This is a genomic window from Streptomyces sp. NPDC052236 (assembly GCF_044548015.1).
Lineage (GTDB): Bacteria > Actinomycetota > Actinomycetes > Streptomycetales > Streptomycetaceae > Streptomyces.
The window spans coordinates 245209-268946 of sequence record NZ_JBIUBL010000011.1 but is presented as its reverse complement, the minus strand read 5'-3'; the positions used below and the strand labels follow the sequence as shown (position 1 = coordinate 268946).

19 protein-coding genes are annotated in these 23738 nt (G+C 70.2%); 5 read left to right on the top strand and 14 right to left on the bottom strand.

From position 1 onward, the window contains the following. Positions 1-347 precede the first annotated feature (347 nt). Positions 348-1355, bottom strand: coding sequence for a stage II sporulation protein M (locus tag ACIHCQ_RS20550; protein WP_399663991.1), 1008 nt, complete (start codon positions 1353-1355; stop codon positions 348-350). Between the two features lie 143 nt (positions 1356-1498). Between ACIHCQ_RS20550 and ACIHCQ_RS20545 the strand changes: the two genes are divergently transcribed. After that, positions 1499-2491, top strand: a complete 993-nt coding sequence (locus ACIHCQ_RS20545) for an RDD family protein (RefSeq protein ID WP_399663975.1) — start codon at positions 1499-1501, stop codon at positions 2489-2491. A gap of 40 nt (positions 2492-2531) precedes the next feature. On the opposite strand, the gene ACIHCQ_RS20540 is transcribed toward ACIHCQ_RS20545, so the two are convergent. The 9 genes from ACIHCQ_RS20540 to ACIHCQ_RS20500 all read right to left on the bottom strand — a co-directional run bounded on the left by ACIHCQ_RS20540 (position 2532) and on the right by ACIHCQ_RS20500 (position 12834). Further along, a complete protein-coding gene (locus tag ACIHCQ_RS20540; protein WP_399663973.1) occupies positions 2532-3146 on the bottom strand; it encodes a hypothetical protein in 615 nt (204 codons plus the stop codon). Positions 3147-3333: 187 nt separating this feature from the next. After that, entirely contained in the window at positions 3334-4764 is a 1431-nt protein-coding gene (gene ahcY, locus ACIHCQ_RS20535) for an adenosylhomocysteinase (protein WP_399663971.1), read from the bottom strand. 276 nt (positions 4765-5040) lie between these two features. Further along, entirely contained in the window at positions 5041-6006 is a 966-nt protein-coding gene (locus ACIHCQ_RS20530; RefSeq protein ID WP_399663970.1) for a cation diffusion facilitator family transporter, read from the bottom strand. Between the two features lie 113 nt (positions 6007-6119). Next, positions 6120-7310 carry a mannose-6-phosphate isomerase, class I gene (manA, locus tag ACIHCQ_RS20525; RefSeq protein ID WP_399663968.1) on the bottom strand — a complete coding sequence of 397 codons (1191 nt, stop codon included), beginning with the start codon at positions 7308-7310 and terminating at the stop codon, positions 6120-6122. A 50-nt stretch (positions 7311-7360) separates the two neighbouring features. Then, on the bottom strand, positions 7361-8503 hold the full coding sequence (locus ACIHCQ_RS20520) for an SIS domain-containing protein (RefSeq protein WP_399663966.1): 1143 nt from the start codon (positions 8501-8503) through the stop codon (positions 7361-7363). Positions 8504-8587: 84 nt separating this feature from the next. Further along, positions 8588-8770 (bottom strand): Trm112 family protein, encoded by a 183-nt coding sequence (locus tag ACIHCQ_RS20515; RefSeq protein WP_360882018.1) that lies wholly within the window; start codon positions 8768-8770, stop codon positions 8588-8590. 471 nt (positions 8771-9241) lie between these two features. Continuing rightward, the gene (locus ACIHCQ_RS20510; protein ID WP_399663964.1) at positions 9242-10609 is read right to left on the bottom strand and encodes a phosphomannomutase/phosphoglucomutase; all 1368 of its coding nucleotides are present in this window, start codon (positions 10607-10609) and stop codon (positions 9242-9244) included. A gap of 60 nt (positions 10610-10669) precedes the next feature. Beyond that, positions 10670-12304, bottom strand: a complete 1635-nt coding sequence (locus ACIHCQ_RS20505; protein WP_399663962.1) for an L-lactate permease — start codon at positions 12302-12304, stop codon at positions 10670-10672. A 101-nt stretch (positions 12305-12405) separates the two neighbouring features. Further along, positions 12406-12834 (bottom strand): DUF3499 domain-containing protein, encoded by a 429-nt coding sequence (locus ACIHCQ_RS20500; RefSeq protein WP_399663960.1) that lies wholly within the window; start codon positions 12832-12834, stop codon positions 12406-12408. Positions 12835-13121: 287 nt separating this feature from the next. On the opposite strand from ACIHCQ_RS20500, the gene ACIHCQ_RS20495 reads away from it, so the two are divergent. Next, entirely contained in the window at positions 13122-13550 is a 429-nt protein-coding gene (locus ACIHCQ_RS20495; RefSeq protein WP_399663989.1) for a metallopeptidase family protein, read from the top strand. Positions 13551-13600: 50 nt separating this feature from the next. Here ACIHCQ_RS20495 and ACIHCQ_RS20490 read toward each other — a convergent pair whose 3' ends face one another. The 3 genes from ACIHCQ_RS20490 to ACIHCQ_RS20480 all read right to left on the bottom strand — a co-directional run bounded on the left by ACIHCQ_RS20490 (position 13601) and on the right by ACIHCQ_RS20480 (position 19435). Continuing rightward, the gene (locus ACIHCQ_RS20490) at positions 13601-15157 is read right to left on the bottom strand and encodes a DUF5719 family protein (protein WP_399663958.1); all 1557 of its coding nucleotides are present in this window, start codon (positions 15155-15157) and stop codon (positions 13601-13603) included. Positions 15158-15162: 5 nt separating this feature from the next. Then, a complete protein-coding gene (locus ACIHCQ_RS20485) occupies positions 15163-18906 on the bottom strand; it encodes a glycosyltransferase (protein WP_399663956.1) in 3744 nt (1247 codons plus the stop codon). A 265-nt stretch (positions 18907-19171) separates the two neighbouring features. Then, positions 19172-19435: a WhiB family transcriptional regulator gene (locus ACIHCQ_RS20480; protein ID WP_023541320.1), complete on the bottom strand. Its 264-nt coding sequence runs from the start codon at positions 19433-19435 to the stop codon at positions 19172-19174. 630 nt (positions 19436-20065) lie between these two features. Between ACIHCQ_RS20480 and ACIHCQ_RS20475 the strand changes: the two genes are divergently transcribed. Genes ACIHCQ_RS20475 through ACIHCQ_RS20465 form a run of 3 tightly spaced genes read left to right on the top strand, consistent with a single transcriptional unit; the run spans position 20066 to position 22942 of the window. Then, positions 20066-20578 (top strand): cysteine dioxygenase, encoded by a 513-nt coding sequence (locus ACIHCQ_RS20475; RefSeq protein WP_399663954.1) that lies wholly within the window; start codon positions 20066-20068, stop codon positions 20576-20578. A gap of 13 nt (positions 20579-20591) precedes the next feature. Continuing rightward, positions 20592-21560 (top strand): 2-phospho-L-lactate transferase, encoded by a 969-nt coding sequence (gene cofD / locus ACIHCQ_RS20470; RefSeq protein WP_399663952.1) that lies wholly within the window; start codon positions 20592-20594, stop codon positions 21558-21560. Next, a complete protein-coding gene (locus ACIHCQ_RS20465) occupies positions 21557-22942 on the top strand; it encodes a coenzyme F420-0:L-glutamate ligase (protein ID WP_399663951.1) in 1386 nt (461 codons plus the stop codon). Before cofD ends, ACIHCQ_RS20465 begins: the two co-directional genes overlap by 4 nt. 218 nt (positions 22943-23160) lie before the next feature. On the opposite strand, the gene ACIHCQ_RS20460 is transcribed toward ACIHCQ_RS20465, so the two are convergent. Continuing rightward, positions 23161-23673 (bottom strand): hypothetical protein, encoded by a 513-nt coding sequence (locus ACIHCQ_RS20460; protein ID WP_399663949.1) that lies wholly within the window; start codon positions 23671-23673, stop codon positions 23161-23163. Positions 23674-23738 lie beyond the last annotated feature (65 nt).

Here is a 23738-nt window from a genome sequence, read left to right as displayed (position 1 = left end):
GCCTTTCGGCTTTCCGGCGATTCCAACTTTACCAGAACCTTTTCCGCTTCTGTTACCAGCTTCGGAATTCGATTTCAGTGGCTGTTGGAGAGCCTGTTTGCCTTTCGGCTGAGCCCGACTTTATCAGGATTATTTGGGCCGAGCTAATCGGCCTTCATGTTCCGGATGGAGGAGTCGAGCGGCTCTGCGGAAATTCAATTTCCGTTGAGAGCGAGAGAGATGCTAGCTGTGACACTCGGACTTGTCCAGTCCGGCCAACTGCTAAAATCTACCTCCCCACACCGGCTGTGTCAACAGCTTTCGTGGGCAGACCGGAAGACTAGCAGCCCCGAAGGGCTTGACGCACATCAGGCCGCAGCCGGGAGCTCCGCGCTACGGTCCGTGGCCTCCACGTCACCCGTGTCGCCGGCTCGGGCCGCTCGGCCGCCCAGGATGTAGACGTACGCCAGAAACGCCGCCTCCGCGGCGATGCCAATGGAGATACGCGCCCACGTCGGCAGGCCCGAGGGAGTCACGAAGCCCTCGATAACGCCCGACACGAAGAGGACGAGGGCAAGGCCGATTGCCATGCCGAGTGCGGCGCGGCCTTGCTGGGCGAGGGCCGTGCGGCGGGACAGAGGGCCCGGGTCGATGACCGTCCAGCCCAGACGTAGGCCCGTGCCGGCGGCGACGAAGACGGCGGTCAGTTCGAGCAGACCGTGTGGCAGGACAAGGCCCAGGAAAGTGTCGAGGCGGCCCGCCGACGACATCAGGCCCATGCCGACGCCCAGGTTCAGCATGTTCTGGAAGAGGATCCAGATCACCGGGAAGCAGAGGAACGCTCCCAGGGTCAGGCACATGGCAGCGGCTTGAGCGTTGTTCGTCCAGACCTGGGCCGCGAAGGAGGCCGCCGGGTGGCTTGAGTAGTACGCCTCGTACTCACCACCCGGGCGGGTCATCTGCCGGAGATCGTCCGGGGCACCGATCGCCGACTGGACTTCGGGGTGGGTGCCTATCCACCAGCCGATGATCGCGGCGAGGACGGTGGAGAGGACCGCCGTGGGTATCCACCAGTGGCGGGACCGGTAGACGGCCGCGGGGAATCCCGCGGTGAGGAAGTTGGCCGCGTCACGCCAGGTGGCACGGCGGGTGCCGGTGACGGTGGAGCGGGCGCGGGCCACAAGCTGGGTGAGCCTGCCCAGCAGCATCGGGTCCGGGGCACTGGACTGGATGAGCGAGAGATGCGTGGCCGTGCGCTGATAGAGGGAGACGAGTTCATCGGCCTCGGCTCCGGTGAGATGGCGTCCCCGGTGCAGGAGGCGGTCCAGACGGTCCCACTCGGCACGGTGGGCGGTCACAAAGACATCGAGGTCCATGGTCGGCTGCTGCTCCAGGCACTGGGTGCGTACGGTTCGCACTACTCGTACTACCGGTTCGTAGTACAGCGGGGCGCTACGGGTCAGCTTGGCAGACTGTGGAATCCAGGGGCAGAGAAGATCGACACGAAGGGGCGGCAGCAGTGAGTGCGCTTGTGACGGGGGACGCGGTCGTACTGGGGCTGCAGCCGGCGAAACTGCCGAGCCGGGCGCTCGCTCTCGTAATCGATCTTGTGGTGGTGTGGGCGGGGTTTCTCCTGATATCGATCGGTCTCTCCATGGCAACGGCCTCGCTTGATGAGGCGGCGGTCATGGCCGTGTCGATCGCGACGTTCCTGCTAGTCCCGGTGGGCGCGCCGATAGCCGTGGAGACCCTCAGTCATGGGCGTTCGCTCGGGAAGCTCGCCTGTGGGCTGCGGGTGGTACGGGACGACGGGGGGCCGATTCGGTTCCGGCACGCGCTGGTACGTGGGGCGATGGGCGTCGTCGAGATCCTCATGTCGTTCGGGGTCATCGCGTGTATCGCTTCGCTGGTGTCGGCGCGAGGGCGGCGGATCGGGGATGTGTTCGCGGGGACGCTGGTCGTGCGGGAGAGGGTCACGGCCGGACGGACGATGGCCGTGCCGCCTCCGCCGCCGTGGCTTGTGGGGCGGTTCGCACAGCTGGATCTGTCGGGGGTGCCTGATGATCTGTGGCTTGCGATACGCCAGTACCTGACGCGGATGCGGCAGCTGGACCCAGCGGTGAGCTGGTCGATGGCGGAGCGGCTGGCCGGTGATCTGGCGGCGCGCACGGGGGCGCCCACACCGGAGAGGGTGCCGCCCGCGGCGTATTTGGCGGCGGTGGTGAATGAGCGGCAGGCGCGGGATGCCCGCAAGGCGTTCAAGGCCGCGGGCGTAGCCGCTCCGGGTGTTCCAGGTGCGAATGGTGCTCCGGGTGCGAATGGTGCAGCCGCGGGCGGGGCGGTTCCCGGGGCCGGTGCTCGGGGCGAGTGGGGAGTCGTGCCGGGGGCGGCGACGGGTGGTACCGGCGCCGTACCGGGTGGGGAGACCTCGGGCGGTGCGGCCTCGCCGGGCGGTGAGCGGGTACGGGAATCGGATACGCAGCCGGTTACCGGGTTCTCGCCGCCCGCGTAGGAGTCGTCCGGGATCTCTGAGCTCTGGGAACACCTGGCCGTCAGGGGAAGACCGAGGGCGGGGACTCAAGGTTTTCGAGTTCGATGCCGGGGGCCGCGAGGACCACGTCTCCCGCGATGTGCACGACGTGCTGTTCGCCCGTGTCCAGGGCGCTGACCTGGTATTCGTCCACGGTCAGGGGGCCATTGTCAGTGGCATGCGCTTCACTCTTCAGCAGGGCCCAGGACTGGTCGACGGTGCGGGGGGCGAGGACCGGGTCTGTGAAGGCGACGAGGCGGACCCGCGTCGCGGGTGAACCGGGGGTGAGGCGCAGCAGACGTGTGGTGGCGACAAGGAAGGCGGGGGATGTGCCGGTGAAGGCGTGGGCGCGGACATTGCCTTCAGTGGCGTGAGTGCCGGTGGGGTCGGTACGGACCCAGGTGACGCCGTCGAGGGCTGCGCCGCGGACCTGCCAGCTGGCGGCGTTGAGTTCAAGACGGATGGGGCGGCCGAGTTCGTCGAGGGTGAGGTCGACGGAGCCGGCGTGGTCGCCGGAGGGGGTGGTGATCTGAGAGACATAGCGCCAGCCGGAAGGGCCGGGGGCGCACTGGAAGTGCTCTTCACCGAGGGGGGTGTGATCGTGCGGATCGTGCAGCGAATAGCGGCCGCGGGGCATGGGGGCTCGGGTGTCCTTGTGCGGTGAGGCTGGTGAGACCGGTGAGACCGGCTCTTGCCGGTGAAGCCGTTCGGGCCGGTACGGGGCAGGCCCCCGACACGGGGGTGCGGGGGCCTGCCTGGTACGCCGGTACCGGCTGCTGAGGGGGTCATCCCCTGATCAGTGTCCGATCAGGGGATGGCACCGGTCAGTAGCGGTAGTGGTCGGACTTGTAGGGGCCGTCGACGTCGACGCCGATATAGGCGGCCTGCTCGGGGCGGAGCGTGGTCAGCTTTACGCCGAGCGCCGACAGGTGCAGCCTGGCGACCTTCTCGTCCAGGTGCTTGGGCAGCACATAGACATCGGTGGGGTACTCCTCGGGCTTGGTGAACAGCTCGATCTGCGCCAGCGTCTGGTCCGCGAAGCTGTTGGACATCACGAAGGAGGGATGCCCGGTCGCGTTGCCGAGGTTCAGCAGACGGCCTTCGGAGAGCACGATCAGTACCTTGCCGTCGGGGAAGGTCCAGGTGTGCACCTGCGGCTTGACTTCGTCCTTCACGACTCCCGGCAGCTGCGCCAGACCGGCCATGTCGAGCTCGTTGTCGAAGTGGCCGATGTTGCCCACGATCGCCTGGTGCTTCATCCGGGCCATGTCCGCGGCCAGGATGATGTCCTTGTTCCCGGTCGTGGTCACGAAGATGTCAGCCGTCTCGACGACCTCGTCGAGGGTGGTCACCTGGTAGCCGTCCATGGCCGCCTGGAGCGCGCAGATCGGGTCGATCTCCGTGATGATCACCCGGGCGCCCTGGCCGCGCAGCGACTCGGCGCAGCCCTTGCCCACGTCCCCGTACCCGCACACCACCGCGGTCTTTCCACCGATCAGCACGTCGGTGGCGCGGTTGATGCCGTCGATCAGCGAGTGGCGGCAGCCGTACTTGTTGTCGAACTTGGACTTGGTGACCGCGTCGTTCACGTTGATCGCGGGGAACAGGAGGGTGCCCTCGCGGTGCATCTCGTACAGCCGGTGCACACCCGTGGTGGTCTCCTCGGTCACCCCGCGGATCTCGGACGCCAGCTGCGTCCACTTCTGCGGGGCTTCACCGAGGGTGCGGTTGAGGAGCGTCAGGATGTACGCGTACTCCTCGCTGTCCGCCGTCGAGGGGTCCGGGACCGCGCCGGCCTTCTCGAACTCCACGCCCTTGTGCACCAGCAGCGTGGCGTCGCCGCCGTCGTCGAGAATCATGTTCGGGCCGCCGGTGGCGGTGTTGGGCCAGGTCAGCGCCTGCTCCGTGCACCACCAGTACTCCTCCAGCGTCTCGCCCTTCCAGGCGAACACCGGGATGCCGGCGGCGGCGATGGCAGCTGCCGCGTGGTCCTGGGTGGAGAAGATGTTGCACGACGCCCAGCGGACCTCGGCGCCGAGGGCGACCAGGGTCTCGATGAGTACGGCCGTCTGCACCGTCATGTGCAGGGAGCCGGTGATCCGGGCACCGGCGAGCGGCTGCTGCGCCGCGTACTCCCTGCGGATGGACATCAGGCCGGGCATCTCGTGCTCGGCGAGGTTGATCTCTTTGCGGCCGAAGGGGGCGAGGGAAAGGTCGGCGACCTTGAAGTCCTGGCCAGTTGCGACAGTCGACATTGCGAGCTGCTCCTCGTGCGATTGGGGTCGAGGTGAGTTCGAGGTGAGTACGGCTGGCTCTGCGGCGGCCGGGCACACGAGTGCCCGAGCACGTGCAGTGCAGTCCGTCGGAGGCCCTCTCTCCCTCGGCCGGTCCAGAGGAACGGACCGCCCGACCGCCATCAGCAGCGACGTCTGACTCTGGTCACGAATCTACACCGATCGGCCCAGTGGACCCAGTCCGCCTATGACTGGGGATTCAGCCAGAATCGCGGGTCCACCGATTCTGCCGGGTACTCAGGGGGCGGCCTTCGGTGCTTTGGTTCCGGACGCGCTGTCCGGCGTGGCCGGCGCCTCGCTGTAGATGTCCGGCTCCAGGTAGATCACGCGCGCGATCGGGACCGCGTTGCGGATGCGGTCCTCGGCCGCGTTGATCGCGTCGGCGACCTCCGTGGCCGTGTTGTCGTGCTGGACCGCGATCTTGGCCGCTACCAGCAGTTCCTCCGGGCCGAGGTGGAGCGTACGCATGTGGATGATGCGGGTGACCGTGTCACCGTCGACCATCGCCGCCTTGATCTTCTCGACGTCCTCCGTGCCTGCCGCCTCGCCCAGCAGCAGGGACTTCGTCTCGGCGGCCAGGATGATCGCGATCAGGATCAGCAGGATGCCGATGCAGAGAGTGCCGATTCCGTCCCAGACGCCCTCGCCGGTGATCAGCGCCAGGCTGACGCCGATAAGCGCCAGGACCAGGCCGACCAGCGCGCCCAGGTCCTCCAGGAGGACGACCGGGAGCTCGGGTGCCTTGGCGCGGCGTACGAACTGGGTCCAGGTGAGGTCGCCGCGCGTCTCGTTGGACTCCCTGATGGCCGTACGGAAGGAGAAGGACTCGGCGATGATCGCGAAGATGAGCACGCCGACCGGCAGGTACCAGAGATCGATCTCGTGCGGGTGCTTGATCTTCTCGTAGCCCTCGTAGATCGCGAACATGCCGCCGACCGAGAAGAGGACGATCGAGACGAGGAAGGCGTAGATGTAGCGCTCGCGCCCGTAGCCGAAGGGATGCTCGGGGGTCGCCTCGCGCTGGGCCTTCTTGCCGCCGAGGAGCAGCAGCCCCTGGTTCCCGGAGTCCGCGAGTGAGTGGACGCTCTCCGCGAGCATCGAGGACGAGCCGCTGAACACGAACGCAACGAACTTCGCTACCGCGATTGCGAGGTTGGCGGCGAGTGCCGCCACGATCGCCTTGGTTCCGCCTGACGCGCTCATGTGTGCCGGATGTCCCTTCGTACGTACTTCGGTCGCCGTCCGGGCTTTGCCCGGTCTTTGCGGTGCGCCATTGTTGCAGCCTCTGAGTTGCAGCCTCTGAAGGGGGCGCTGCGTCAGGCCACCACTGTCGCGCGGAAGACGGTGCCGGGGGCCGTATCGGGGGCCGAGATCTCTGCCTTCTCCTGGGCCGGGACGAATACCGACTCGCCGGGGGCGAGTGTCAGCTCCCCGGCCCGCACACTGCCCGCCGTGCACAGCAGGATCTGCGGCGTGGGCGCGGTGAGGTCGCGAGGTGCCGCGCCCGGGGCCAGGACGTACCGGGAAAGCCGGAACTCCTCGATCGGGGTGTCGTAGACCTCCTCGCCCGAGGGTGAGGCCTCGGGGCGCAGTACGCCGGGGTCGGTCGCCTCGAAGCGGACGATACGCAGCAGTTCGGGGACGTCCACATGCTTGGGGGTCAGTCCGCAGCGCAGCACATTGTCGGAGTTGGCCATGATCTCCACGCCGAGGCCGTTGAGATACGCGTGCGGCACACCCGCGCCGAGGAACATGCCCTCGCCGGGCTGGAGCCGTACGTGGTTCAGCAGCATGGCGGCGATGACACCCGGGTCGCCGGGGTAGTGCTGTGCGACCGCGGCGTACGGGGCGTAGTGGCCGCCCAGGCGTTCGGCGGCTGCCGTGGCGTCGGCGACCGTGGCCGCCATCTCGGCGGGGTCCGCGGTCAGGACGGCCGTAAGGACCTCGCGAAGCGCGGCCTCTTCCGGCTGGGCGTGGAGCAGATCGACGTACGGCTTGAGGGAGTCCACATCCAGTCCGGCGAGGAGTTCCGCGGCCTCGACGGGCCTACGGAATCCGCACAGGCCGTCGAAGGGCGTGAGCGCGCAGATCAGTTCCGGCTTGTGATTGGCGTCCTTGTAGTTGCGGTGCGGGGCGTCGATCGGGATGCCCGCGCTCTCCTCGGCCGCGTAGCCCTCCTTGGCCTGCGCCAGGTTCGGGTGGACCTGGAGGGAGAGGGGCGCGCCCGCGGCGAGGATCTTGAAGAGGAAGGGGAGGCGCGGGCCGAACTGCTCGACGGTCGCGTGGCCCAGTTCGCGTACGGGGTCGGTGGCGATCAGAGCGGACAGGGGCTGGTCGCCCCCCAACGCGTCGTCCGTATCGCGCGTGACGCGGGAGGGTGCTCCCGGGTGGGCGCCCATCCACATCTCGGCCTGGGGCTCGCCGGTGGGGGCGACGCCCAGCAGTTCCGGGATGGCGGTCGTGGAGCCCCAGGCGTACGGGCGCACGGTGTTGGAGAGGCGGTCCATGTTGTTCTTCGCTCTTCCTTGACTGCGGGACTGTGGCGTGGCGGTGGTTCTCAGGCGTGATCGCCGGTGTCCGCCAGGGCCAGGTAGACGGCGGCGAAGTCGGTGACGGCGAGGAGTTCGGCGATCGCTTCCAGCTCCGTGCCCTCCTCCGGTTCGAGCTCGCTGATCGGGGCGTCATGGCTGAGCGCCAGTTCGCGGGCCGCGGGCGCGGCCGTCAGCCCGCCGGCCGGGCGATCGCGCAGCAGTACGACGCGGGCGCGCAGCGCCTGCTCCTCCGTCACGCGGTCCCGGAAGAAGTCCTCCGGGTCCGCGCCCGCCGCGAGGGAGCCCACGAGCAGCACCCCGTGCGCGGTCAGCGCCTCCGGAAGCTCGGCGGCGAGGGCGGGGCGGCCTGCCAGCTCGGCCAGTACGGCGGCGAAGCGGCGGCCCGCGGGGGCTGCGCCCTCGCCCTCCGTCCAGATGAGCGGCAGGCTGTCGGCGAGCTCGGCGGCGAGTGTCTTGGCGGGATTGCTGTACGTCGCGATGGCCGGGCCGCAGCGTTCGGCGGTGGCGTCCAGGCGGTCGGCCACCTTGGCGAGGGTCTCCGGCGGGGCCTCGATCAGGCCGACCCGGTCGAGGAGCGCGAGGAGCGGGGTGAACAGCGCCCAGAAAGCACCGGGGCTCGCGGCCTGCGTCTCCTCCTCCTCGTACATCTCGTGCGGGGCGGTGGCCATGGGGACGACCAGGCCATGTCTGCCGTTGACCGCCTCCGAGAGCGGGGAGCGCTGAGGGGCGACGGCGACGACGGTGCAGCCGCGGCGGTACGCCTGCTCGGCGAGGAGCGCGAGGCCGGGTTCGCTGCCGTCGGTGGTGACGATCAGGAGGAGGTCCACGGAGCCCGCCCAGCCGGGGAGCGCCCAGCGCAGGGCGCCGGCGGCGTGGGCGACGCCGGAGGGGTGCAGACGGGCGACGGGGGCGGTGGCGCCGGCGAGGGCGTTGACCAGCTCGGCGACGCCGGTCGCGGCGGTGCCGGAGCCCGCGATGAGTACGGCGCGGGGGCGGCCCTCGGGCTTGAGCTCGGCGATGCCGGCCTCGGCGGCGTGCCGGGCGGCGGTGCGCACGCGCGCCCCGGCCTCGGCGGCACCTCGCAGGAGGCCTCGGCGATCGGCTCGGGCCAGGGCTTCCGGGGCATCGAGGAGCGACTCGTCGAGCATGGGGGTGGGCCTCCGATCGCCGTGCGCGTGCGGGGGGTCGTGGTGCGGGGTTACGCAGGTGTGCGGGGTTACGCAGGTGCGGGGTTACGCGGGGCGGCGCGCCTCGTCGACCAGGAGGACGGGGATACCGTCCCGTACGGGGTAGGCCAGGCCGCAGTCCTTGCCGGTGCAGATCAGCTCCGGGGTGTCGGCTGCCGTCCGGTCAGTGAGCGGAGCGTGGCACGCCGGGCAGGCGAGGATCTCCAGGAGACCGGCTTCGAGCGGCATATGGGGGTGTCCCTTCGGGTGGGTTGCAGGTTGCCTGGCGCGCGTCGCATGCCGATGGCGTCTGGACTTGCGGGCACGTGGCGGTCGCGTCTTGCGGTCGCGTCTTGCGGTCGTCGTCTTGCGGATTGAGCCACGTCAGCCTACCGCCGGGGGGCGGGGTGCGGCTCGTTCTGGGGGTTCGGGGTGTGCGGGTGCGGGGTGCGCCTGCGGCGGGCTTTCCCCTACCCGCCCTCCCCCTACGCCTAGCGGCGTGGGAGGTACCCCCATCCCTTAACTGGGGCTCCGCCCCAGACCCCGCGCCTCAAACGCCGGCGAGGCTGGAAGTGCGCCTCAAACGCCGACCAGACCGAGAGCGCGCCTCGAACGCCCCAGCGAGGCTGAGAGCGCGCCTCACACCCCGACCAGGCTGAGAAGCGCGCCCTCAAACGCCGGTGAGGCTGAGAGCGCGCCTCGAACGCCGGCGGGGCTGGATCACGTCCCCCGGACCAGCCCCAGTACCTCGTCCCGGGCCTTCGCCATCGTCGCCTCGTCCCGGGCCTCCACGTTCAGGCGCAGCAGCGGCTCCGTATTCGACGGGCGCAAGTTGAACCACCAGTCCGCCGTCGACACCGTCAGGCCGTCCAGTTCGTCCGTCGTCACGCCCTCACGGCCCTCGAACGCCGCCTTCACCGCCGCCATCCGGCCCGCCTGGTCGTCGACCGTGGAGTTGACCTCGCCGGAGCCCGTGTACCGGTCGTACTGCGCCACCAGCCCCGACAGCGGGCCGTCCTGCTCGCCCAGCGCCGCCAGTACATGCAGCGCCGCCAGCATGCCCGTGTCCGCGTTCCAGAAGTCCCGGAAGTAGTAGTGCGCCGAGTGCTCTCCGCCGAAGATCGCGCCCGTACGCGCCATCTCCCCCTTGATGAACGAGTGGCCGACCCGCGTACGGACCGGTGTGCCGCCGTTCTCGCGTACAACCTCCGGGACCGACCACGACGTGATCAGGTTGTGGATCACCGTGCCGCCGGGGTGCTTGGCCAGTTCGCGGGCCGCCACCAGAGCAGTGATCGCCGACGGCGAGATGCCCTCGCCCCGCTCGTCCACCACGAAGCAGCGGTCCGCGTCGCCGTCGAAGGCCACGCCCAGGTCCGCGCCCTCGGATCGCACGCGGGCCTGCAGATCCACGATGTTCGCCGGGTCCAGCGGGTTCGCCTCGTGGTTGGGGAACGTGCCGTCCAGCTCGAAGTACATCGGTACGAGCGTCACGGGCAGGGACTGGAAAACGGTCGGAACCGTGTGCCCGCCCATTCCGTTGCCCGCGTCCACGACGACCTTCAGCGGGCGCATCGCCGACAGGTCCACCAGGGACAGCAGGTGCGCGGCGTAGTCCGTCAGCGTGTCCTGCTCGGTCAGCTTGCCCGGCACGATGGTCGGGGCCGGCGGCGTACCGTGCTCCAACCAGTCCTCGACCAGCGCCCGGATGTCCGCCAGGCCCGAGTCCTGGCCCACCGGCGCCGCGCCCGCCCGGCACAGCTTGATGCCGTTGTACTGCGCCGGGTTGTGCGAGGCCGTGAACATCGCGCCCGGCAGGTCCAGCTTCCCGGAGGCGAAGTACAGCTGGTCCGTCGAACAGAGCCCGATCAGGGTGACATGGGCGCCCCGGCCCATGGCCCCGTGCGCGAAGGCCCTGGAGAGCCCCGGCGACGACGGCCGCATGTCATGGCCGACAACGATCGCGTCCGCGCCCGTCACGTGGACGAAGGCGGCCCCGAACAGCTCCGCCAGATCCTCGTCCCACTGATCCGGCACCACCCCGCGGACGTCGTACGCCTTCACGATCTGCGACAGATCAGCAGTCACGGGCCATCCCTCCTGAATCCTGAATGTCGGTAAGTTTCTCCGCACATCTCTGCGATGCGGTCACCTCAAACTACCCGGAAGCATCCAGCCGAGTACCGCGGTGCTCTGTGCCGTAACGATCAGACACATCACCAGCAGCAGTCCCAGGCTCCACGGCAGCACCTTGCGCAGCAGATCGCCCTCCTTCCCCGCCAGTCCCACCGCCGCGCACGCGATGGTCAGGTTCTGCGGGGAGATCATCTTGCCGAGTACGCCGCCCGAGCTGTTGGCCGCCGCCAGCAGCTCCGGCGACAGACCGGATTCCCTGGCCGCCGTCACCTGGAGCGCGCCGAAGAGCGCGTTCGCCGATGTGTCCGATCCGGAGACGGCGACGCCGAACCAGCCGAGCACCGGCGACAGGAAGGCGAGTCCGGCGCCCGCCGCCGCGACGAAGTGGCCGATGGTGGCGGCCTGGCCGGACAGGTTCATGACGTACGCGAGCGCCAGTACGGAGGTCACGGTGAGGATCGCGTACCGCAGCTCGCGCACGGTCGCCGCCCACTCGCGCAGCGCTTCCCGCGCGCGTACGCCCAGGACGAACGCGGTCAGCGCCCCCGCCAGCAGCACCAGCGTCCCGCCGGTGGAGACGAGCGGCAGCGTGAAGACATTGGCGCCGGCCGGCGCCCGCTCCGGATCCGGACCGGCGACCTCCAGGAAGGGCCAGTCGAAGACGCGGGTCGCCTCCGCCAGCAGGCGCTTGACCGGAGGGATCTGGGCGACGGAGAAGATCGCGACGATGAGCGCGTACGGCGCGTAGGCGCGCACCACTTCGCGCCGCGGGTCCTCCTGGTCCAGGTCCTCACTCCGTACGCCCGTGAGCACCGCCGTACGTACCGCCTCGGCGGCCGGCCTGCGCGCGCCCGGCACCGCGACCAAGGCCGCCGCGCCCGCCAGTGCGGCGCCGATGTCCGCGAGTTGGGCCGAGACGTAGTTGGCCGCCGCGAACTGTGCCGCCGCGAAGGCGAAACCGCAGGCGAGCGCCGGGGCCCAGGTCTCGCGCAGGCCGCGCCGCCCGTCGACCAGGCCGATCAGCACCAGCGGCACGACGAGGGCGAGCAGCGGTGTCTGGCGGCCGACGACCGAGGCGACCGAGTCCAGCGGCAGGCCTGTGACCTGCGCGAGTGTCACCACAGGGGTGCCCATCGCGCCGAAGGCGACGGGCGCGGTGTTGGCGACGAGGGCGACCACCGCCGCCTTGACCGGGTCGAAACCGAGCGCGACGAGCATCACCGAGCAGATGGCCACCGGCGCACCGAAACCGGCGAGCGCTTCGAGCAGCGCGCCGAAACAGAACGCGATGACGAGGGCCTGGATGCGGGGATCGTCGGAGAGCCGGCCGAAGGAGCGCCGCAGGACGTCGAAGTGCTGGGTGCGGACGGTCATCCGGTAGACCCACAGGGCGTTGACGACGATCCACATGATGGGGAAGAGCGCGAAGAGCACTCCCTGCGCGCCTGCCGAGAGGGTCTGCCCGAGGGGCATTCCGTAGGCGAGCCAGGCGGTCGACAGGGCGACGGCGAGGCCGGTGAGTCCGGCGCGGTGGGCTTTCATGCGTACGACGCCGAGGAGTACGAGGACGGTGACCAGCGGCAGCGCGGCTACCAGGGCGGACAGGGCGAGCGAGTCGGCGACGGGTTCCAGTTGCTGCACAAACACGGCAGACCTACCTCCAGAGATGAAGGAATTGTCATGTTCGCGACAAGTGGAGGTCAATCGTCCGGACGGGATTCACTCGCCAAGAAGGGTCCCCTGGTCGCTCAGGAATCCGGGGAGCGCAGCACCCTCAGATGGCCGCGGCGCGCGACCTCCAGCGGGTCCGCCGTCCTGCGGCCGTTCCGCGCGCCCGCCTCGGCCGTCCGCCCCTGCGGGCGGGCCGCTTCCCGTACGGCATTGGCGAGCGCTTCGAGATCGTCACCACTGGGGCGCGCCGGAACGGAACCGTCGGTGAGCCGCACGACCTCCCAGCCGCGCGGGGCGGTCAGCCGCTCACTGTGCTCGGCGCACAGGTCGTAGCAGTGGGGCTCGGCGTAGGTGGCGAGCGGGCCGAGGACCGCGGTCGAGTCGGCATAGACGTACGTCAGTGTCGCGACGGCGGGACGGCCGCACGCGGTGCGCGAACAGCGACGTACAGGGCTCACGATGTTGGACGGTACCGCACTCTTGAGCGGGCTGCGACGACTCTCCACCAGCTCACTCCACCGTGTCGCCGTGTGACGTCCGCCATAGCGGCTCTCCGGGCAACTGCCCTGACCTGCACGGAAAGAGAGGCGCGCGGGCGACGGCCGCGGCCTGGCCGGTCACGACTTGGGATAAATAAGGTCAGTCCCGATGCGATCGATGATCGTCGGGCGGTACACATTCGGGCCCAAGCTTGGCTGGAATGTTCAATTAGCGACACGCATGGCGACATGCCGCTGCCCCGGGGGCGCGCACCGGATCGACGCACGCCCGGGAGAGCTACGCTGCGTCAGTGATGGACAGTCCCGTACCGCCCCGCCCGACCGAGCCACGGCCGCGCCGCCGCGACCGCCACGGCCGCGGTATGCGCGGGCCGGTCGCACCGCCCCAGGTACCCCTTGCCACCAGCCGGGCCGAGTCCTTCAGGGACCTCGTGCAGGACTCGGTGGAGCGGCTGGAGCGGCGATGGCCACAGCTCGCCGATGTTGATTTCCTCGTACTGGACGTGCCGGGCGCGCCGGAGGAGTCGGTGCCGCTGGGCAGCTCCGTTCCGGCGAACAAGGAACGGCCCGCCCAGGTCGTCGTGTACCGGCGGCCCGTGGAGATCCGTACGAAGAGCCGCGACGAGCGGGCCATGCTGGTGCACGAGGTCGTGGTGGAGCAGGTCGCTGAGCTGCTGGGGCTGGCGCCGGAGTCGGTGGATCCCCGGTACGGGCAGGACTGAACTGAACTGAAGTGAAGTGAAGTGAACGGACAGGACTGACGGCCGACCGGTCAGTCGTCGAGTACGGACAGGTCCTGCTCCGCCTCCGGTACCGCCACCGTCCCCCGGTCGTCCGGCAGCGTCTGCACCGTGAACATCGGGATGCCGTTCTCCGGCAGCGTGAGCGTGCGCGACGCGTGTACCGGGCCGCCCGACTCCGTCTCGATCGTGAGGGCGTACGAGCCCTTGAGGCCCGCCGGGACCGGCGGGGTGACCGCCTGCGTCGTACCGGCCTTGACGGTGTACGTCTTGACGACCTGGGTGCCCCCCTCCGTACCGGCCGAAGCGGTGACCTTGACCTGGGCGGCGGCGCCCGGCGCGGTCAGGGAGAGGATCGAGCCCGTGGCCCGGTTGTCGGTGATGCTCGACCGTTCGCCCACCGGGGCCGTCGCCGGGATGAAGGCGATCTCCTGCTTGTCGCCCTTGCCCCGTACGACGCGCAGCGCCGCCACCACAGGGGTCGCCCGGCCGCTCTGGACCGGGCTGAGGATCAGGGACCCTGCCTCGCCCTTGGTTACGTCCTTGAGGTCGAGGGCCGCGGTCATCCCGGACTTGAGGTGCAGCGTCTCTGATCCGGCCGGGGTGATCGTGCCGGTCGCGCCCGCCAGTTGCACCTTCAGGTCGGCGTCTTCGTCGCCGGGCGCGAGAGCCACCAGCTGTACCGAGGTGGCGTCCGCCGGGATGCCGGGGAGCACCATCGTGCCCGACGGGTCGGCGGACGCGGCCAGCCAGTCGCTGCCCGTCTTGTCGTCGGCGGCCCGGACCACCGCGCCGATGCGGCCCGTACGGGTGCTGACATGGACGGTGACATCCGTGGCCGTCTCGTCGGTCAGCGTGGAGAGCAGGACCGGGACGCTCGCTCCGGGCGGGACCGGGATGCCCTCGTTCAGCGTGGTCTTGAGGGTGCCGTCCTTGCCGTACAGCTCGATGTCGGCGACGGCGGCGGTGTCGTCCGGGTTGGTGAGGTGGACATAGTCCTGGCGCTCCTTGGCGATGGACGCGCTGGGGAACCAGAAGTCGGTGTCGGGCGCGGTGCAGCTGACGCCGAGCAGGCCGCGCCCGTCGCCCACGCTGACCTCGGTGGTCTGCTGGGCGGCCCAGCCGGGGGCGAGGCTGCCGGTGGCGGTGCCGACGAGGGCGGGGGCCTCGCCGCCGGCGGCCTTGGCCGCGACCGGTTTGCCGGGCTCCTTCAGGGTGAGCAGCGCCTTGCCCGGCTTGTCCGCCGCCGGCTTCTTCGGAGCCTTGGCCGTGTCCGTCTTCGCCGTGTCCGTCTTTGCCGTGTCGACGTCAACCAGGGTGGTGGCGGACGGCTTCAGTTCCGCTGTGCCGCCCTTCGCCTCTCCTGACCCTGCGGCCTTCCCCGCCGGTGTGAAGGACGTGTACGCGGTCTCCGCGATCTCGGAGCTGCTGGGCGCGGGGCAGACCAGGCTGGAGCGCTCGACGGGCAGCCGCGCCGGGGCCTTCGCCTCGTCGGCCGTACCGCCGTCCGGCGCGGTGAGCACGGCGAAACCCGTGACCGCGGCGAGTGCGACGGCGGTCGCGATCAGCGAGATGGTGGTGCGCTGCACTCTGATCACTGTGACTCGCCTCGCTCGTTCTCAGTACCGTCGACACCGTCGACGTAGGGCTGTTGCGGGGGCTGCTGACCGTATCCGTACGGGTCGTACTGCCCCTCCTGGTACTGCTGCGCCTCGCCGTACTGGTACGGGTCCGCCTGGTACGGGTCCGCTTGGTACGGGTCCGCCTGGTACGGGTCCGCCTGGTACGGCGGCTGCTGCTGGTACTGCTGCTGCTCGCCGCCGTACTGGTACTGCTGCTCATTGCTGTACGGGGCTGCGGCGTAGCCGCCTCCGGCATCCGGGGCCGGGTACGTCTGCGCGTCCCATTCGTCGTACTGCGGCTGGGGCTGCTGCTGCGGCACGGCCGCGTGCTGCTCGTGCTGCTCGTGCTGCTCGTGCTGCTGCTCGTACTGCTCAGGGCCGGCGTCCACCGCCACTTCCGCGGCCTCTTCGGTCGCCGCCCCCTCCTCCGACTGCGCGCGCAGCCTGCGTGCCCTGCGGCCCTCGCCCGCCACCGCCTGCGCGGGTACGACGACCTCCTCCTCCGGCAGGTCGTCGTCGATCTCGCGCCGCCTGCCCGGCAGCGCGAGCACCACCAGTACCAGCACCAGCACGACCTGTGCCCAGACCCACACCGTGTGCGCGGCGGTGTCCTCGTACGTCAGGTCCAGCCGACCGCCCTCCGCGGGCAGTTCGAAGCCCTGGGCCCAGCCGTCGACGGTGGTCTTCTTCAGGGCGCGGCCGTCGAGTGTGGCCTGCCAGCCCTCGTCGGCGCGGTCGGCGATGCGCAGCACCCGGCCCGCCGCTCCCGCGGGGATCTTGGCGTGCGCCTCGACGGCGTCGGACGCGACCGGCAGCGGGTCGCTCTTGCCGGTGACAATGGTCGCCCGTGCGACCTGCCGGTCGACGCGCCACAGCGCGCTGCCGTCGAGCTGGCTCAGCCTGCTGAGACCGGGCGTGGCATCGAGGACGCGGCTGGTCTGGCGCGGTACTCCGGCCCGTACGAGCACGTACCGGATCGCGAAGCCGCTGAGCTGGCTGGTCTGGTCGGCGCCCGAGCCCGCGACGAGGTTGGCGACGACCTTGTCGAGGCGGGCGTCGCCGCCGCCCGCCGCGGCGAGTTCGGCATCGCCGAGCCGGGCGCCGGAACCCCGTACCAGGCTGTACGAGACCTTGGCGGCCGAGGTGCCGCCGAGGACCAGGGTGCGCGGCTGGTCGCGGGTGCTGCTCTCCTCCGCGACGAAGGCGGGCACCTGGACCGGGTCGCGGCGTTCCAGCGGCCCGGCCGCCCCGCTGAGCATCCAGCTGCCCGCGGCCAGGACCGGGCCGACGCCCGCCGCGAGCGCGATGAGTACGGCGACGGGCTGGCGCCAGCCGAAGTTCTGGGCGGCGACGCGGGTACGGCCGCCTTCGGCGCCGAGTACCGCGGCGGCCAGCAGGGCGATGCCGTAGACGAGGGTGGCGGGGCCTGCCCAGCCGGAGCCGTTGGCCAGTGCCGCGAAGATCAGCGCGATGAGGGCGGCGGCCCAGGCGGTACGGATCGCGAACTGCCGTTCGCCGCGCAGCAGAGCCGCCAGCGCCGCGAGGACGATACCGATGAGCAGGAGTCCGCCGGCTGCCTTGGGGCCGCCGGGGCTGATGGAGAGAAGGTCGAGCGCGGTGGCCTGCCCGGAATCCAGGGCAGCGGTTCCGGCCTCGAGTCCGGCTTCACCGAGGAAGGCCGACGGGCTGGTCAGCAGCGTCAGCGACCAGGGCGCGAGCATCAGCAGCGGGGTGCCCAGGGCGGCGAGGAAGCGCAGCCCGTACGCCATGATGTCGCCGCGCCGCAGAGCGAGGACGCCGATCCCGAGAACGAGGGCGATCGGCCACACGATGGGCGTGAACGCCATGGCGAGGGTCAGCAGGAGGGCGTAGGCCCAGGTGGCGCGCCAGCTGCCCCGCTCACCACTCCCGCTCCCGCCGCCGTATCGCAGTCCGTGGGCGGCGACGCCCGCGCGTGCGATCAGGGGCAGCAGCACCGCCAGTACGGCGGTCCCGATCCGTCCGGTCGCCAGCGCGCCGGTGGCGGCGGGCAGGAAGGCGTACGCGATGCTCGCCCACGCGCGCAGCAGCCGGGATCCGACTATGGGGCGCGACGCGAAGTACGCGGTGAACCCGGCGAGCGGGACCGAGCAGACCAGCAGCACGGTGAGCGCGAGCCCGGTGGAGCCGAGGAACAGCGCCGACAGGGCCGCGAGCACCGCGAGGTAGGGGGGTGCGGTCTGGGTGCCGCCGGTGGAGAGAGGGTGCCAGCTGTCGGCGTAGCGCGACCAGAGATCGGAGACGTCGGCGGGCGCGGGCAGCAGCGCGCCGCCCGCCAGCGCCCCGCCGCCGTACAGTCCGCGGCAGGCGACGACCGAGACGACGAGCAGCACGGCGAAGAGCAACGGGCCCGGCTTGCGCGCGATTTTCTTCAGCCGCGCGAACTGTTCGACCTGGAGGAAGTCCGCTTCGTCGTCGCCGGGCCCCGATTCGACGACGCCGGCCGCTCCGTGCCGCGAACCGCCCGTGTCGGCCTCGTCGCCGCTGCCGAAGTGGCCCGCGATCTGTTCGACGGTGGCGCGGATGGTGGCACCGGGCGGCGGGAACAGGGGCCGCAGCTCGCCCTTCTCCACGGCGCTGCCCTGTTTGGCGCGTCTGCGGCGTCCGGCGATGATCCGCTCGGGCCGCAGCAGGGTGCCGAAGAGGCCCATGACTTCGTCGACGGCCTGTCCGGGCGCCTTGCCGACGAGGTAGGCGAGGGTGCGCAGCAGGGTCCCGAGGACGATCCGCAGGAGTACGTAGGGGAGGGCGACGCCGCGCGTGTTGGTGAGGAGGGTGTAGATCGCGCCCGCTTTGTCGACGCGGTGCGCGTTGGCGACCGACCGGCCCGCGCAGTCGACGCTGCGGCGCTCGCGGGCGGCGGCCTCGGCGTGGCGCATGACGGCGTCGGGGGCGATGAGGACGCGGTGCCCGGCGGTGTGGGCGCGCCAGCACAGGTCGACGTCGTCGCGCATGAGGGGCAGCCGCCGGTCGAAGCCGCCGAGCTGATCGAAGACGTCGCGGCGGATGAGCATTCCGGCGGAGGAGACGGAGAGGACGGAACGGACCTGGTCGTGCTGTCCCTGGTCCTGTTCGCGCCGGTCGAGTCCGGTCCAGCGCCGTCCGCTGTTGGCGATGGAGACGCCTGCTTCGAGGAGCTGCTTGCGGTCGTACCAGCCGCGCAGTTTGGGGCCGATGACGGCCGCGTACTCGTCGGAGTCGGCGACCCTGAGGAGCGCGGCGAGGGCGCCGGGCTCGGGCGCGCTGTCGTCGTGGAGCAGCCACAGCCACTGGACGGGTTCGCCGTGGGGCAGCTCAGGCAGGTCGTAGGCCTCGTCGCGCCAGCTCCGGCTGACGGGATCCCAGCCGCTGGGCCGCTTCAGGTAAGGCAGGTCGTCGGGGGTGAGTTCGGCCGCGGTGCGGGTGGCCTCGTCGACGGCGGTGCCGAAGCCGGTACGGCGGGCCAGGTGGAGCACACGTTCGGCGCCGAGCGCTTCGGTGACCAGCCGGGCGGAGTCGTCGGCGCTGCCGGTGTCGGCGGCTACGACGTTCTGTACGGGGCGCTCCTGGCCGAGGAGTCCGGCGAGGACGTCGGGGAGCCAGCGCGCGCCGTCGTGGGAGACGAGCACGGCGGTGACGACATGCCGCGGGAACTCAGGCGGATGTGCGGGAACGAACGCGGCTGTGGTGGCGGACATCGAGGTACGGGCCCTCCGGCCGGGGGTTCGCCCCGTGGGGGGCGTTGGAGCGTCTCGGACGGGGCCCCACACTAACGGCTGGTACTGCAACGGTCCGCCGACTGCGGAGAGTACGCAGGCGACGGACCGTGGTGTACGTAGCGGCTTGTGGCGTTTGGCCGGGTCTCGGGTATGAGGCGCGTTGGTTCAGGCATCCGGTTCAGGCAGTCCGCTCGGGTTCAGGAATCCGCCCCGGCATCGGCCGGGTTTGCGGGTTGTCGGCTTTTCAGACGGCGGCCTTCTTGAGCCGTCGGCGTTCGCGTTCGGACAGGCCGCCCCAGATGCCGAATCGCTCGTCGTTGGCGAGGGCGTACTCAAGGCATTCGGAACGGACCTCGCAGGCGAGGCATACCTTCTTGGCCTCGCGGGTGGAACCGCCCTTCTCGGGGAAGAAGGACTCGGGATCTGTCTGGGCGCACAACGCACGCTCCTGCCAGCCGAGTTCCTCGTCCGCGTCCTCGACCAGCAGTTGTTCGAACAGCTCGGTCATGTGCGCCCCTCGTCTGTCTTTTTGCGTCCCCGTGATGTTGCCGCTATCCATTTCAGGCGGAACGACACGAGTGAAATTACAAGTGCGTAGCTCCGGGCCAGTCAAGCCGAGATCTGCTATCGAGCCCGGTATTCACTCTGCGGAACCAAGGCTATGCGGAAAGTGTTCAAATCAGCAAAAACCTGACACATGCCAGTGGCCTGCCCCGCACCCCTCCCCACCACGGGGAAGACGCCGCGGGGTTCGATCCTGTTGCGATCGAGCCACTGAAGCGATCTGGATCACAGTCCGATCACAGGGACGCAACGACGTTTACGAGCGCGGTTGCTGCGCCATGTCTCCGCGGTCGCGGATGCACAAACCTTTCTCCGCACCCAGTAACCGGATGAGGTGAAACATTACCGCCAAATCGGGCATTGATTTGACAGCAGTGGACCCGCCCGTCACCTTTGATTCCATGCCAGCGACCGCAGCGCTCTCCGCGACCCCCCTCCGTGGGTTCCGCAGCGCTGTCCAGGCGCGCTGTTGCTGTTGCTGTTCCAGCTGTTGATGCCTCAGCGCTCCGGCTTCGCTCCCTCCGCGTGCTCCGCACCTTCGCTGCACCTTCTCTGCCGAGGAACCACCGCACCCATGAACAGCGACAGCGATCTCCAGATTGCCGGCGACATCCTCGCCGTACAGCACCTCCTCCAGCCCGCCCCCCTCCACCCGGCCACCGTCGCCGAATTCGCCGGGCTCGCCCGCTCCATCGCCGCCGACCGCGCGCAGTGGGCCGGCCTCGTCCAGTACGACACCGCCACCCGCTGGTACCACCGGCTGCGCACCGGCCCCGGTTACGAGGTGTGGCTGCTGTCCTGGGTGCCCGGCCAGGGCAGCGGAGCGCACGACCACGGCCCGTCCTCCGGTGTGCTGACCGTCCTCGACGGCGAGCTCACGGAACGGACACGGCAGACCGCCCGCTCTCTGACGGCGGGCGCGCAGCGGGTGTTCGCTCCCGGCTACGTACACGAAGTGATCAATGATTCGCTCGAACCGGCCGTCAGTCTGCACATTTACTACCCGGGTCTGACCGAGATGCCGATGCATCATGCGCACTGCTCACCGGCCGCCCGGGATGGTGCCCGGGATGTCGTATCCGCCTGACAGACTGCTCTCCATGCGCATTCTGGTTCTGGCCGGCGGCATCGGCGGCGCCCGTTTCCTCCGCGGTCTGCAAAAGGCCGTCGGCGGCGACGCCGCGGACACTGCCGTCACGGTCATCGGCAACACCGGTGACGACATTCATCTGTTCGGACTCAAGGTCTGCCCCGACCTCGACACCGTGATGTACACCCTGGGGGGTGGCATCAACGAGGAGCAGGGCTGGGGGCGTACGGACGAGACCTTCCAGGTCAAGAGCGAGCTCGCGGCGTACGGAGTGGGGCCCGACTGGTTCGGCCTCGGCGACCGCGACTTCGCCACGCACATCGTCCGTACGCAGATGCTCGCCGCGGGCTATCCGCTCAGCGCCGTCACGGAGGCGCTCTGCGCGCGCTGGAACCCGGGCGTGCGGCTGCTGCCGATGTCCGACGACCGCGTCGAGACGCATGTCGCCGTCGAGATGGACGGTGAGCGCAAGGTCATTCACTTCCAGGAGTACTGGGTGCGGCTGCGGGCGTCCGTGCCCGCCGAGGCGGTCGTGCCGGTGGGCGCGGAGCAGGCGAAGCCCGCGCCGGGGGTGCTGGAGGCGATCGCCTCCGCCGACGTGATCCTCTTCCCGCCGTCCAACCCGGTCGTCAGCATCGGCACGATTCTGGCGGTGCCGGGGATCCGCGAGGCCATCGCGGAGGCGGGCGTCCCGGTGGTGGGCCTGTCGCCCATCGTCGGGGGCGCGCCGGTGCGGGGGATGGCGGACAAGGTTCTGGCCGCGGTGGGCGTCGAGGCCACGGCCGCGGCCGTCGCCCAGCACTACGGCTCGGGGCTGCTGGACGGCTGGCTGGTCGACACGGTGGACGCGGGCGCGGTGGCGGAGGTCGAGGAGGCGGGCATCCGCTGCCGGGCCGTGCCGCTGCTGATGACGGATGTGGACGCGGCGGCGGAGATGGCGCGGCGGGCGCTGGAGCTGGCCGAGGAGGTTCGGACATGAGCGCGCCGTCACCCGCTCCGACGCCCTCACCCGCTCTGGCGCCCTCACCCGCCGCGGCGCCCTCGCCGGTGCCGGTGGCCGCGCCCTCGTACCGCGTCTGGGCGCTGCCCGGTCTCGGGGAGATCCAGCCGGGAGACGATCTCACCAAGCTGATCGTCGCCGCGTCACCCGGACTGGTGGACGGTGACGTCCTGCTGGTCACCTCGAAGATCGTGTCCAAGGCGGAGGGCCGGATCGTCGAGGCCGATTCGCGTGAGGCGGCCATCGACGCCGAGACGGTACGGGTGGTGGCGCGGCGCGGCACCCTGCGTATCGTCGAGAACCGGCAGGGCCTGGTGATGGCCGCGGCCGGTGTCGACGCGTCCAACACCCCCGCCGGGACGGTGCTGTTGCTGCCCGCCGACCCTGACGCCTCGGCGCGGACGATCCGCGAGGGGCTGCGGGAGGCGCTGGGGGTCGACATCGGCGTGATCGTCACGGACACGTCGGGGCGGCCCTGGCGCAGTGGCCTGACCGATGTCGCGATCGGCGCGGCCGGGGTGCGGGTGCTGGACGATCTGCGCGGCGGGGTCGACGCGTACGGCAATGAGCTGAGCGCGACCGTCGTCGCGACCGCCGATGAACTGGCCGGGGCGGGCGACCTGGTGAAGGGCAAGGCGGCGGGGCTGCCGGTGGCGGTGGTCCGCGGGCTGTCCCAGCTGGTGGGCGACATCGACGGCTCGGCGGCCGGCGCGCGGGCGCTGGTGCGGAGCGCGGCCGACGACATGTTCCGGCTGGGGACCTCGGAGGCGGTACGGGAGGCGGTGACCCAGCGCCGCACGGTACGGGAGTTCACCGACGCGCCCGTCGATCCGGGCGCGGTACGCCGGGCGGTGGCCGCGGCGGTGACGGCCCCGGCGCCGCATCACACCACGCCGTGGCGGTTCGTACTCCTCGAATCGGCGGCGGCGCGGGCCGGGTTGCTCGACGCGATGCGCGAGGCGTGGGTCGCGGACCTGCGGCGCGACGGCAAGTCGGAGGAGTCCGTCGCCAAGCGGGTGCGGCGCGGGGATGTGCTGCGCAAGGCGCCGTATCTGGTCGTGCCGTGCCTGGTGATGGACGGCTCGCACCACTACGGGGACGCGCGGCGCGACGCGGCCGAGCGCGAGATGTTCGTGGTCGCGGCGGGCGCGGGGGTGCAGAACTTCCTGGTGGCGCTGGCGGGCGAGCGGCTCGGCTCGGCGTGGGTGTCGTCGACGATGTTCTGCCGGGACGTCGTACGGGAGGTGCTGGGGCTGCCGGCGGGGTGGGACCCGATGGGGGCGGTGGCGGTGGGACACGCGGCGGCGGCGCCGAAGGAACGGCCGCCGAGGAACGCCGAGGCGTTCATCGAGGTGCGATGACTGGGCTTCCCTTGCCGCGCGTCATGAGTGGTGGAGCACGCGTACGACCATCGCGTCGTCAGGCAGGGCCTCCAGGTAGGCGTTGAAGCTCCTGCGGCGACGACTGGCCAACCGGCGGGGCCACAGGTTCCTGTGCGGCAGCCGGAACATCCTGCTGATTCAGTTCCGGGCCCCAATCTGCTCCAGATCCCGTCACTGAGTCCGTGCCGTTCACAACCTCACAGATGATCCGGATCAAGCAGTTCGGCCGGCAGGAGATCAGCGAACTCGGCTCGCGCGAACCTCACCCACTCGTCCTCTTCGAGGGCCTCAAGGATTTCGAAGGCATATGAGGCACATCTGTCCGACCTACCCGAAGAAATCTCCTCGAGGAAGATCCAAACACCGCGGACCATCACTTCCTGGCATTGCGCGACCAGTTCGTCGGAGTCGCCGCCGGAGAGAAAACTGATGGATTCCAGGAGTACTTCCCTGGCATCCCCGGAACCGTAGTGCGGCAGGGCTGCCATGAGGATCCTCGCGACGGCAGGTGCCGAGTCCATCAGGAATGACTGAATAAGGACGTGCCCCTCCATCCAATCCTCCTCGATGAGGCTGCCGGGGTCACGGTCAAGCGTCTCGAAGAACTCGTCAACGATGTGGCGGGAGCTGTGCCTTCCGCACTTGCAGAGACTCCTCGAGAGCCCACTCTGCTCAACCACGGCGTGAATCAGCCGACTTCGATGGTCCATTGGGAATTCCATGCCTCTCATTCGGCGACTGCCCTGTCGGGCTCAACCCGCACCGGCGAACAAAA